Here is an 11,605-nt window from a genome sequence, read left to right on the forward strand (position 1 = left end):
CAGATCAGACGGTCTTGTTGGCTTGGACATGCGCCGACAATGCGCGCAGCGACGCGAAGATGCGACGGTTCTCGTCGTTGTCCGAACGCAGCTGGAAGCCGTAGCGCTTGCTGATCGCCAGCGCCAGTTCCAGCGCATCGATCGAGTCCAACCCCAGCCCGGTGTTGAACAACGGCGCCTCCGGATCGATGTCGGCGGGTTGGACGTCTTCCAGGTTCAGACTCTCGACCAGGAGTTCGGCCAGTTCACGTTCGGCAGCGGTTTGCGAGGACATCCAGGATTTCCACAGGTCAGGGTCGGGCAACAAGAGTGAGAACAAGCGACGGCAGCGCGGGCGACCATCGGAGTGCGTGGGCGTCGCGCCGGACCGTAGTGTACGTTGCCGTCGCGGCCAATCCGAGCATCTGCCGCGCGGTCCGGCCGGCACCTGCACGTGCTGCCGGCGTTCTTCACACATGGACCGGCGGCCCGCAGGCTGTCTGGGCGGCCGAGCAGGCTATCATGACTGCATGACGCTCGCCCGCTGCAGGTTCGTTCCAGGATGACTTCCAACGCTGTTCGCCACACGCCGACCGCCATGCCGGCAGCCGGGCCGGCTCCCGGACCGGAGTGTCCGGATGTCTTGATCGTCGGCGGCGGCCCGGCTGGCTGCGCTGCGGCCATCGCGCTTGCCGAGCTCGGCTGGTCCGTCACCCTGCTCGAGAAGGAGCAGCATCCGCGCTTTCATATCGGCGAATCGTTGCTGCCGATGAACATGCCGATTCTCGAACGCCTGGGCGTGCTCGAAGATGTGCGCGCCATCAGCGTGCTCAAGCGTGGCGCGGATTTTCCGAACGACAGCGGCGGCTACAACACGTTCCGTTTTTCGCACGCGCTCGATGCCAAGGCCGATTTCGCCTTCCAGGTGCCACGTGCGCAATTCGACCAGGTGCTGTTCCAGCGTGCGCGTGCGGTGGGCGTGGATGCACGCGAACAGGTCTGCATGGAGCAGGTCGTCTTCGACGGCGAACAGCCCGTACTGCAGGCACGCACGGCAGATGGTGGCGTGCAGCACTTCCGCCCGCGCTATCTGCTTGATGCCAGCGGCCGCGATACCTTTCTGGGCACCCGCCTCAAGCTCAAACGTGCCAATGCCAAGCACCAATCGGCCGCGTTGTTCAGCCACTTCCGCGGCGTGACACGCCGCCCGGGCGAGGATGCCGGCAACATCAGCATCTACCGGCATGCGCATGGCTGGATGTGGCTGATTCCCCTGCCGGACGACATCATGAGCGTGGGCGCAGTCTGCTACCCCGAGTACATGAAGACCCGCAAGGGCGACAGCGAGGGCTTTTTGATGCGCACGCTGGCGCTCAATCCGGAGCTCAATGCGCGCATGCTCGGTGCAGAGCGCGTGGCACCGGTGCATGCCACCGGCAATTACGCCTACGAATGCACGCGCATGGCCGGGCCGCGCTGGTTGATGCTGGGCGATGCCTACACCTTCGTCGACCCGATGTTCTCCTCCGGCGTGTTTTTGGCCATGCACAGCGCCGAGCGCGGCGCAGCAATGGTGGATGCCGCACTGCGCGCGCCACAGTCGGAAGCAAAACTGCAGCGCGCCTTACAACGCGAACTGACGCGCGGCGTGGATGAATTCAAGTGGTTCATCTACCGCTTCACCTCGCCCACCATGCGCGCCTTGTTCGCACAGCCGCAAAATACCTGGCAGGTGGAACAGGCGGTGGTGGCGATGCTGGCCGGCGACGTGTTCGACAGCCCCAAAGTCCGCATCCGCCTGCGCGCCTTCCGCGCCCTGTACGCGCTCACCACTTTGTCGATGATGCCGCGCGCCTGGCAGTCGTGGCGCCAGCGCCGACGCCAGGCCAAGCTTGGCTTCGAGGGCGACACCTTGCAACGCGACACGCAACAACGAGACGCTCAATGACCGCTTCCCAGGCCCAGACCACGCACGCCGTGCGCCATCACCGGCTGCAGGTCGACTATGTCGACCAGACCGACCCTGCCGTGCTGCTGGCCGACCCGCAGGTGCTGGCCGTATTCGGCTTCGGCACCGCGGCGCCGCGCCTGGACGACCCGCGCTACCTGCGCGTGCCGTTGCAGCCGTATCAGGCCGAGGTGCTGGAGGTGTGGCGGACCGATGCGCCGGTGCGCAGCGGGCGCCATGGCAACATCGCCTGGTCCAGCGATGGGCACCTGCAGTTCGGCGTGATCGAGATCGACGAGCAGAATGTCGATATCGAAGAAGCCGCCGCAAGGGCGTATGCGGAAATCACCGCCTTCGTCAGCAACAGCCAGACGCCGCGGTTACTGCGGATCTGGAATTACCTCGACGCCATCACCCTGGGTAGCGGCGACCGCGAACGTTACCGGCAATTCTGCGTGGGCCGCGCACGCGGGTTGGGCGCATTCGACACCGCGCAGTTGCCGGCCGCCACCGCGGTGGGCCGTTGCGACGCCGAGCGCATCATCCAGATCTACTGGCTGGCGGCCGCCAATGCCGGTACGCCGCTGGAAAACCCGCGCCAGGTCAGCGCCTACAACTACCCGCGCCAGTACGGCCCGCAACCGCCCAGCTTCGCCCGCGCCATGCTGCCGCCGGCCGGCAGCGACATGCCATTGCTGTTGTCAGGCACCGCTGCCGTGGTGGGCCACGCCTCGATGCACACCGGCCAGTTGCTGGCGCAGCTGGAAGAAACCTTTGCCAACTTCGACGCGTTGCTCGGCGCCGCGCGCCAGCATGCAACTGCGCTGCCTGCGCAGTTCGGTGCTGGCACCCGCCTGAAAGTCTATGTGCGCGAGCGCGACGACCTGCCCAAGGTTGCGCAAGCACTGGACGCCCGCTTCGGCGCTGCGGTCCCGCGCCTGCTGCTGCACGCGGTGATCTGCCGCGATGAGCTGGCAGTGGAGATCGATGGGGTGCATGGGTAAACCTCCTTGCCGCGGAGGCCATCTGCGGCAGTCGGTTGAGCAGCAATGACTGAGCAGGCGATGCGGGAGGACGTGACGTGGGAGTTTTTTGCGCCATGCGTCTCCAGCACAGCACCGAAGGCATCAGACAGTTGCTGACAAATGGTGGGACACCACTGCTTTTAAGCTGACGTCTCCCACACGGACTGAGCTGCCACGTTGAGGCAACGCTCAGTGCCCTGCGTCAAACACGCCTGCTTGCGCGTTTTTCGCGCGCTGTCTGCAGACAGTCAGCGCCAAACTGACCGTCACGTCATTCGCCTGACTGCTGCACGCACGCGCTTGGGTCGCTCAGCCGTTGAGCAACCCAAGCACCACATCGCGCGGCAGTTTGCCGGTTTCGTTGCGTGGCAATGCGGCGACTTTGCGCAGGCGGCGCGGCAGAAAGACGGGATCCACGCTGACGCGCAGTGCGGCCAGCACCTGGGCTTCGTCCAGCGTGGGTGCGACCACCAGCGCGGCGATGCGGCCGACGGCCTGGCCGGGGTCGGGCGCGAGTTGCACGATGATGCCATCGACCACGCCGGGAATGGCGAGCAGGCGCCGAGTGAGATCGGCCAGCGATGCGCGTTTTCCGGCGATTTCCAGCAGATCGGCCTGACGGCCGCGCACCTGAAAACGGCCGTCGTCTGCCACGTCCATCATGTCGGCCAGCAACACCGGTGCGGCCAGATGCGGCGCATGCACCAGCGTGCCCGCAGCCTGCGTTTCCAACCGCACGCCGGGCAAGGGCGTCCACGCCGCTTCCAATGCCGTGCGACGCACGGCGAACACGCACGTTTCGGTGGAGCCGAACATCTCGCGCACTTCACCGCCGAAACGCGCTTCGGCGGCAGCGGCAATTTCCGGCGCCAGCGGTGCAGTGGCCGACACGATGCCGGCCAGCGGCGGCAATGCCACACCCGATTCGACCAATGCACGCAGATGCACCGGCGTGGTCACCAAGACACGCGGCGCGGGAATATCGGCCAGCGCACGTGCCACATCGTCCGGAAAGAACGGCCGCCCGGCGTGCACTGCCAGGGTGGTCACCATCGGCAACAGCACCGACAACTCCATGCCATACATGTGCTGCGGCGGCACCGTGGCGACCACGTGCGGCACGGCGTCGGTGTGCGCCCACAGGCTTTCCAGCGCGACCAGATCCTGGCGCGTGCTGGTCAGGAAACTGCCCCAGGTCTTCGGATTGGGTTGCGGACTGCCGGTGCTGCCGGAGGTGAAACCGATCGCCACCAGTGCATCGTCGGCCAGTTGCGGAATCGGGCCCTCGGCCTGCGGCAATTCGGCCGGCAGCTGCCAATACCGCGGCGGCGCGAGCTCCAACTCCAGATCGCCCAGGCAATACGCGTCGACGTGGCGCGCCTGCACTTCGCCCACTACGGCGGGTGCGCGCGACGATGGCAGCAGCGACACCTGACCGCGCAGCGCACACGCATAGAACGCCACCATGAAACGGTAGCGGTCCTCGCACAGATTCACCGCGTGACTGCCCGCGGGCAGCTGCTGCGCCAGACCGTGCACATGCGCGATGAAGGTGGCCAGATCGACTGACTGCCCCGCGCGCCAGGCCAGCGGCCGGTCCAGCGCACCAACAGCCATCGGATGGGAAATAGCGGGAGCGGGCTGGCTGGACATGAAAACCGACGGTCGCAAAAGCGCGCTAGCTTGGCCGCCACCCGCGCTGCTGGCAAGTCGGGAGGTTCCCTCTGCGGCAAGCCGCGTTGATCGACCCGAGCGCGTGCTATGCCGATGGCTTGCGCAATTGCGTGCGCGGCGCGTGCCTTGTGCGGTACGGCACATCCTCTGCTCGCCGGTCGGGATCCTGCATCGGCGTGGCAGCGCCAGGCGCTGCGATGCGTCGATTCGCTTCGGGCGTGGACGGCTGTGGTGCGATACCTCTGCACAGGTACGTTTGCCATATTCCTGCGACAGTTCCCCCGGATTGGTCTGCGCTTGTGCCAGCCCGGCACGCACGCATGGCGTCGCCAGCCCAGTAGAGTTGAGGAGTTCATTTTTTCGCTGTCGTCTCGCGCCTGGCTGATGCCACGCGCCGCTGTCGCCTGCAGCTGCGTGCCTTGCGCAGCGCTCGACCTGGTCGCGGCCGCTAATCGCGAGAAATTGGTTGTTGGCTCGCGCTGCCTGCAGCCACGCACGTATGACCTGTGGCCCAGGCCCGCCACGGAGGCGAACTGCTAGGCTTGCGCGCTCTCCTTTGCGTCCAGCCGTGTCCGATGCCCAGATTGTTGCCGTTGACCCTTCTGCTGCTGGCCGTCACTGTGCATGCGCAGTCTGCCGCCCCACTCACCATCGAACAGGCGATGGCCGATCCGGACTGGATCGGGCCGTCGGTGGACCAGGCCTGGTGGCAATGGGACGGCAAACAGGTGCAATACCTGCTCAAGCGCAACGGCAGCCCGGTCCGCGACACCTATCGCCAGAGCACTGGCGGCGGCACTGCCGAACGTGTGGCCGACTCCGCGCGCGCCGGCCTGGATGCGGCAAACCCCAGTTACGACGCCACCCGTCAGCGCATGTTGTTCGCGCGTAATGGCGACATCTTCCTGCGCGATCTGCGCTCGGGCGCGCTGACTCAGCTGACCCGCAGCAACGAGATCGAATCGCGTCCGCAGTTCGCTAGCGACGGCGGTGCGATCTGGCGCGCGGGCAACAACTGGTACCACTGGCGTGCCGATGGCGGCACCGCGCAGGTCGCGGTGGTCAAGGCCGAGCGCGACCCCAACGCCGCCCCCAAGGCCGATGTGCTGCGCGAGCAGCAACTGGCCACGCTGGCGACCTTGCGCCGCGACAAGGAGCAACGCGACGCGCTGCGCACGCAGGAAGACGCCTGGCGACGCGCCGATACCACGCGTGCGGCAGCGCCGGTGTATCTGGGCGATGAGGTGGAGATCGTCGACAGCGCGTTGTCGCCGGACGGCCGTCATCTGCTGGTGGTGACCCAGGCCAAGAACGCCGAAGAAGGCCAGGCCGGCAAGATGCCTAAATACGTGACCGAATCCGGTTACGAAGAATTCCAGGAAGTGCGCACCCGCGTCGGCCGCAATGCACCGGTGGCGCATGCGCTGTGGCTGGTGGATGTCAGTGCCGGCACGGCCAAGTCGCTGTCCTTCGACCCCCTGCCGGGCATTGCCACCGACCCGCTGGCGGCCTTGCGCAAGGCCGCCAAGCGCGACGCACTCAAGGGCAACCGCGCGGTACGTGTGGAAAGCGATGGCGACGGCAGCGGGCCGGCGGTGCACTGGAGCGAGGACGGCCGCAACGTGGCGGTGGAAATTCGTGCGGTGGACAACAAGGACCGCTGGATCGCCAGCGTGGACCTGGACAAGGCCACGCTGCAGCCGCGTCACCGCCTGAGCGATAGCGCCTGGATCAACTGGGAGTTCAACGATTTCGGCTGGCTGCCCGACAACCGCACGCTGTGGCTGCTCTCGGAAGAATCCGGCTATTCGCAGCTGTACACCGTGGAAGGCAACGGCAAACCGCGCCAGCGCACGCGCGGCAAGTGGGAGGTGTCGATGCCGGTGCCCAGCGCCGATGGCAACGGCATGTTCTTCCTGTGCAACCAGAAATGGCCGGGCGATTACGAGGTCTGCAAGCTCGACCTGCGCAACGACCAGCTCACCGAAGTGACTGCATTGAACGGCGTGGAAGGCTTCAGCCTGTCGCCGAACGGGCAGCAGTTGCTGGTGAGTTACTCGGGCAGTTACCTGCCGCCGCAGCTGGCGGTGGTACCGGCCACCGGTGGCCAGGCCAGCGTGCTCACCGACACGCGCACGCCCGCATTCAAGGCGCAGCCGTGGATTGCGCCGCAGTACGTGCAAGTGCCGTCCAAACATGGCGCCGGCACGGTCTGGGGCAAGTATTACGGGCCGACCAATCCCGAGCCGGGCAAGCAGTATCCGATCGTGATGTTCGTGCACGGCGCCGGGTACCTGCAGAACGTCTCCGAGCGCTACACGCCGTATTTCCGCGAGCAGATGTTCCACAACCTGCTGGTGCAGCAGGGCTACATCGTGTTGGATCTGGACTACCGCGCCTCCGAAGGCTACGGCCGCGATTGGCGCACCGCGATCTATCGCAACATGGGCCACCCGGAGCTGGACGATTATCTGGACGGGTTGGACTGGCTGGTCTCCACCAAGCAGGGCGATCGCTCACGCGTCGGCATCTATGGCGGCTCGTACGGCGGCTTCATGACGTATATGGCGCTGTTCCGCAGCCCCGGCACCTTCAAGGCCGGCGCGGCGCTGCGACCGGTCGGCGACTGGATGCAGTACAACCACGAGTACACCTCCAACATCCTCAACACGCCCGAGCTCGATCCGGAGGCCTACAAGACCTCTTCGCCGATCAACTACGCCGAGGGCTTGCGCGACCATCTGCTGATCGCCCACGGCATGATCGACGACAACGTGTTCTTCAAGGACTCGGTCGACATGACGCAGAAATTGATGGAGCTGCACAAGGACAACTGGCAGGTAGCGCCGTACCCATTGGAACGCCACGGCTTTACACGTGCCGATTCGTGGCTGGACGAGTACAAGCGCATCCTCAAGCTGTTCAACGAGCAAGTGAAGCCTTAAACCCGGTGAAACGGCGCGTGTCGGCTCCCAGATGGATGTGGGCCACACGCGCAGCGCTCAGGCGTTGCACGTGTCCGTCGCCGCGGCTGCGCAATCAGGAACAGAGCCCGCAGCGACACGACACGCAAGCCAACGCACGCAGCTTGGTTGCTCTGCACTCACCTGTTGCTACGCAAGTGGCTCTAAGCTTGGGGCAGGATCGGTAACGCGCCATTGCTGCGCGTGCGCCGCTGCATCGGTCCGCCACATGACCGGTGCGCCGCCGGCATGGCGGCGCTTCCACTCACCACTGGCGCAGGGAAGGGACACGCGATGGGTCTGTGGGACCGGTTATTTGGACGCAAGAGCGCAGCGGCAAACACGCCGCGCACAGAACCGACGGCAGCCCCTGTCGCTGCCACAGACGCGTCGGAGGCGGCGGCCGAGATCGACCCCGCGCTGCAACCGGCACTGACTGCATTTCAGCGTGGCGACCATGTGGGTGCCTATAACGCTGCGCAGGCGCAGCTCCACCTTGGTGCGGACGCGCAGCGCCTGTGCGCCCTGTCGTTGAGCGCACTGGACCGCTATCGCGAGGCCTACCCGCACTGGCTGGCGCTCTACGAGCTGGAGCCCACCGCACACAACGCACTGCAGCTGGCGACCACCTCGGTGATGTGCAACGAGATCGATCGTGGTGAGCAGTGGTTGCTGACTTTCGACGACCTCAACGCGCAGGAGCGATCGACCTCGCCTGCCACCGCGCGCACCAGCTTCCTCACCGCACTCACCCGCGCCGGCCACGGTGCGCACGCGCTGCCGCACCTGGAATGGTTGCGCGAAGCGTATGCCGGCATGTCGATTACCGACAGCCACTTCCTGTACGTGCGCGGGCTGCCGTTTCTCGACGCCTTTCTTGAGCGCAGCACCCCCCTGTTGCGCGAATGCCTGCCAGCCGACGCAGTGCCTGAGTGGTACGCGCAACTGCAACCTGCGCTGGATCCTCACGGCCAGGCGATGGTGGCCGCCCACATCGCATCGCTGCAATGAGCGCCATGCAACCAACCTCGGCACGGCAGCGCGGCGGCCTGGTCACCCCCTTGGCGTGGGTCTCGTTGTTGCTGGGAGTGGTCAGTGTGCTGGCCAATCTGGTGCAGATCGCGATGATCGCGCTGACGCCGGATGCAGCAGCGTTAGGACTGCCCGAAGGCATCACCCTGCCCCACTCGTGGCAATGGCTGATCGACCACGCGATGTCGCTCTCTGTCGCCGGCGTGGTGCTCTCAGCGGCCTTCTCCTGGTTGAGTTGGGCGCTGCTACGGCGGCGCGAGTGGGCACGGGTGGGCTTCGTGGCGGTGTTGCTGGTGACCGGACTCCTTAATTTTGGCGGGCTGGCGTTGATCGGGCCATTGTTCGACGGCTTACAAACGCTGTTGCCCGCCGATGTGCTGCAAAGCCCGGAGTGGCCACAAATGCAGGCGCGTTTGCAGGCCACCCAGCAGATGGCGCTGGTCCTCACCGGCCTGGGTGCACTGGCGATCGGCTGCGTGCACGCAGCATTGGCATGGCGGCTCTGCACACCTGCTGTCCGCGCGGAGTTTTCTTAGCTGTTAGTGCCCTGGGCATGAGGCCGGTCGGTTGCACTGGCACACCGATCCTCTCGACTGCTCCTTGCGCGCTCGCCGGACACGCCGTGAACCCGTCCCTGCGGGCTCGATGGCGGCATCCATGCCGCAAGCGGCGAGAACACCGCACCAGACAATTGACGCGTGGTTTTGCTAAAGAACGAAAACACCGCCTCGCGCGGTTGGGTGATTGCTAGTTGCCGCGCTTGAATTTTGCGCACCAACCAGTTTGACTGCTCCTGGGCCGCTAGGAATCGCAGCGCCTTCATCCATTTCCCGCATCGCACTGCGACAAACGGGCGCGCTGGCGCGGATGCACCACGTACAGCACACCGCTTAGAATTGGTCCATGAACGAATTCGACCGTGTACGCGATTATCTGACCGACCTGCAGGACCGGATCTGCGCTGCTGTGGAAGCTGCCGACGGGAAAGCGCGGTTCGCCGAGGATCTCTGGAAGCGCGAGGAGGGCGGCGGTGGCCGTACCCGCATCCTGCGCGACGGCGCGGTGTTCGAGCAGGCCGGTATCGGCTTTTCCGATGTGTCCGGCACGCGTTTGCCGCCGTCGGCCAGTGCGCACCGGCCCGAGCTTGCCGGGGCAACCTGGCGTGCATGCGGTGTCTCGCTGGTGTTTCATCCACACAATCCGTACATCCCGACCACGCACATGAACGTGCGCTACTTCCGCGCCGAGCGCGATGGCGAGGTGGTGGCCGCATGGTTCGGCGGCGGCTTCGACCTGACCCCGTTCTATCCCTTCGATGAAGACGTGCAGCACTGGCACCGCGTTGCGCAGGCGCTGTGCGAGCCGTTTGGCCAAGAGCGCTATGCCGCGCACAAGCGTTGGTGCGACGAGTACTTTTTCTTGCGCCACCGCAACGAGACGCGTGGCGTGGGCGGACTGTTTTTCGACGACCTGGGCAAGGAGTTCGAACGCGACTTCGCCTATCAGCAAGCGGTGGGCAATGGCTTCCTGGATGCCTACATGCCAATCGTGCAGCGTCGCAAGGACACACCGTACGGCGAGCGCGAACGCGAGTTTCAACTGTACCGTCGCGGGCGCTATGTGGAATTCAATCTGGTCTACGACCGTGGCACCTTGTTTGGATTGCAGAGCGGTGGCCGCGCCGAGAGCATCCTGATGAGTTTGCCGCCGCGTGTGCGCTGGGAGTATGGCTTTACGCCAGAGCCGGGCAGCGCCGAAGCGCGCCTGGCCGATTACCTGATCCCACGCGACTGGCTGGGTTGATTCCAACGCCGCTCTCAGGCGCGACGTCGCTGCGGACGTCGACGCAGGGCGGTGGCAATGGCGGACACGTTGCAGCGCGCGTCCTGGGCAACTGCGCTGCCTGCCGACGGCTTGATCAACCGTGCATCATCGATGCGCCAAATTGCTTGGCGCCTGCGCGGCGCCGTGGCGGATCGCTCGACGCCACAGCGCTGTGCTCCTTAGCAGAATGCACGCTCCGGCCAGTGCAAGCAGCCGCGCCGAGTGCCCATCGATCTCGCGTAGGTCTGCCGTCACGGCACCGCCGTCGGTGCACGGGCTGGCAGCACGCCCCCAACCGCTGCTGAAGCCAATCAGGCATCGCGCATTTGGTTCGCTTGCGGAAAGGGGGCCGAAAGGTCGCTTGCCTACCGTGGCACCCATCTTGTGCTGCTGTCGGTGTCTGCATGTCCTCTTCCGCTGGAGTGTCCTGGAGCGTTCTGTGCGATTTCGATGGGACCATCGGACTGCAGGATGTGATCGACAGCTTGCTGGAGCGTTTTGGGCTGACCGGATGGGAAGTGCTGGAGGCGCGCTGGCAGGCGGGCTTGATCGGCTCGGCCGAATGCATGCGTGGTCAGGTCGCGCTGTTGGACATGAGCGCGCTGCAGTTGCAGCAGCATCTGGACGGGTTGCAGATCGACCCGGCGTTCGCGCGCTTTGCCGCAGCTGTGGCCGCGCGCGGCTTGCCGCTGCAGATCGTCAGCGACGGCCTGGACCATCCGATCCAACTGCTGCTGGCACGCCACGCGCTCGATCATTTACCGGTCGCGGCCAACCGCCTGTGCATCACTGAGCATCCGCGGCGATGGACGTTGCAATCGCCCTATCAAGCTCAGGGTTGCAACGCCGGCACCTGCAAATGCGCGCAGATCTGCCGCGCGCGCGAACGAACGCAGCAGCGCGTGCTGTTGATCGGCGACGGCACCTCGGATTTTTGCGGTGCCAGCCGCGCCGACTACGTCTTTGCCAAACATCGTCTGATCGACCACTGCCGGCTGCACGGCATCGCGCATCGCCCCATCGCCGACTTTGCCGATGCGCTGGAGCTGCTGCCAGCCCTGCTCGACGGCGATCTCGCCCCCGAACCTGCGGCGTTCAGCGAACCGGCCCTGCTGTGCAGCTAAGCACTCCCTCTTCTTCCGCCTTCACCCGAACAACGG

General features: G+C 65.6%; 9 protein-coding genes. 7 read left to right on the forward strand and 2 right to left on the reverse strand.

What is annotated here, in order from left to right; all coding sequences use genetic code 11:
• Window positions 1-4 precede the first annotated feature (4 nt).
• Window positions 5-274 carry a xanthomonadin biosynthesis acyl carrier protein XanC gene (gene xanC, locus XpruCFBP8353_RS20595; protein ID WP_005914783.1) on the reverse strand — a complete coding sequence of 90 codons (270 nt, stop codon included), beginning with the start codon at window positions 272-274 and terminating at the stop codon, window positions 5-7.
• A 303-nt stretch (window positions 275-577) separates the two neighbouring features.
• Between xanC and XpruCFBP8353_RS20600 the strand changes: the two genes are divergently transcribed.
• Both XpruCFBP8353_RS20600 and XpruCFBP8353_RS20605 read left to right on the forward strand, forming a co-directional pair.
• The gene (locus XpruCFBP8353_RS20600) at window positions 578-1,927 is read left to right on the forward strand and encodes an NAD(P)/FAD-dependent oxidoreductase (RefSeq protein WP_101364894.1); all 1,350 of its coding nucleotides are present in this window, start codon (window positions 578-580) and stop codon (window positions 1,925-1,927) included.
• Entirely contained in the window at window positions 1,924-2,931 is a 1,008-nt protein-coding gene (locus tag XpruCFBP8353_RS20605) for a chorismate transformation enzyme, FkbO/Hyg5 family (RefSeq protein WP_162301137.1), read from the forward strand. Before XpruCFBP8353_RS20600 ends, XpruCFBP8353_RS20605 begins: the two co-directional genes overlap by 4 nt.
• Before the next feature lie 330 nt (window positions 2,932-3,261).
• On the opposite strand, the gene XpruCFBP8353_RS20610 is transcribed toward XpruCFBP8353_RS20605, so the two are convergent.
• Window positions 3,262-4,605 carry an AMP-binding protein gene (locus tag XpruCFBP8353_RS20610; protein ID WP_207759677.1) on the reverse strand — a complete coding sequence of 448 codons (1,344 nt, stop codon included), beginning with the start codon at window positions 4,603-4,605 and terminating at the stop codon, window positions 3,262-3,264.
• Between the two features lie 605 nt (window positions 4,606-5,210).
• Here XpruCFBP8353_RS20610 and XpruCFBP8353_RS20615 point away from each other — a divergent pair.
• From XpruCFBP8353_RS20615 to XpruCFBP8353_RS20655, 5 genes are all read left to right on the forward strand, one after another.
• Window positions 5,211-7,571 carry a S9 family peptidase gene (locus XpruCFBP8353_RS20615; RefSeq protein WP_101364896.1) on the forward strand — a complete coding sequence of 787 codons (2,361 nt, stop codon included), beginning with the start codon at window positions 5,211-5,213 and terminating at the stop codon, window positions 7,569-7,571.
• A gap of 267 nt (window positions 7,572-7,838) precedes the next feature.
• Window positions 7,839-8,600 carry a hypothetical protein gene (locus tag XpruCFBP8353_RS20620; protein ID WP_407071320.1) on the forward strand — a complete coding sequence of 254 codons (762 nt, stop codon included), beginning with the start codon at window positions 7,839-7,841 and terminating at the stop codon, window positions 8,598-8,600.
• Complete coding sequence (locus XpruCFBP8353_RS20625; protein WP_101364898.1) at window positions 8,597-9,157, forward strand: hypothetical protein; 561 nt, start codon at window positions 8,597-8,599, stop codon at window positions 9,155-9,157. The genes XpruCFBP8353_RS20620 and XpruCFBP8353_RS20625 overlap by 4 nt, the downstream gene beginning before the upstream one ends.
• 367 nt (window positions 9,158-9,524) lie before the next feature.
• Complete coding sequence (gene hemF / locus XpruCFBP8353_RS20635) at window positions 9,525-10,424, forward strand: oxygen-dependent coproporphyrinogen oxidase (RefSeq protein ID WP_101364900.1); 900 nt, start codon at window positions 9,525-9,527, stop codon at window positions 10,422-10,424.
• A gap of 443 nt (window positions 10,425-10,867) precedes the next feature.
• Window positions 10,868-11,569, forward strand: coding sequence for an MtnX-like HAD-IB family phosphatase (locus XpruCFBP8353_RS20655; protein WP_101364901.1), 702 nt, complete (start codon window positions 10,868-10,870; stop codon window positions 11,567-11,569).
• The last annotated feature ends 36 nt before the right edge of the window (window positions 11,570-11,605 follow it).

Source organism: Xanthomonas prunicola (assembly GCF_002846205.1).
Classification (GTDB): domain Bacteria; phylum Pseudomonadota; class Gammaproteobacteria; order Xanthomonadales; family Xanthomonadaceae; genus Xanthomonas; species Xanthomonas prunicola.

Bases quoted from the DNA above. Each gene is read 5' to 3' on its own strand.
- xanC (WP_005914783.1), bottom strand. From the start codon at position 274: ATGTCCTCGCAAACCGCTGCCGAACGTGAACTGGCCGAACTCCTGGTC.
- XpruCFBP8353_RS20600 (WP_101364894.1), top strand. From the start codon at position 578: ATGCCGGCAGCCGGGCCGGCTCCCGGACCGGAGTGTCCGGATGTCTTG.
- XpruCFBP8353_RS20605 (WP_162301137.1), top strand. From the start codon at position 1,924: ATGACCGCTTCCCAGGCCCAGACCACGCACGCCGTGCGCCATCACCGG.
- XpruCFBP8353_RS20610 (WP_207759677.1), bottom strand. From the start codon at position 4,605: ATGTCCAGCCAGCCCGCTCCCGCTATTTCCCATCCGATGGCTGTTGGT.
- XpruCFBP8353_RS20620 (WP_407071320.1), top strand. From the start codon at position 7,839: ATGGCGGCGCTTCCACTCACCACTGGCGCAGGGAAGGGACACGCGATG.
- XpruCFBP8353_RS20625 (WP_101364898.1), top strand. From the start codon at position 8,597: ATGAGCGCCATGCAACCAACCTCGGCACGGCAGCGCGGCGGCCTGGTC.
- hemF (WP_101364900.1), top strand. From the start codon at position 9,525: ATGAACGAATTCGACCGTGTACGCGATTATCTGACCGACCTGCAGGAC.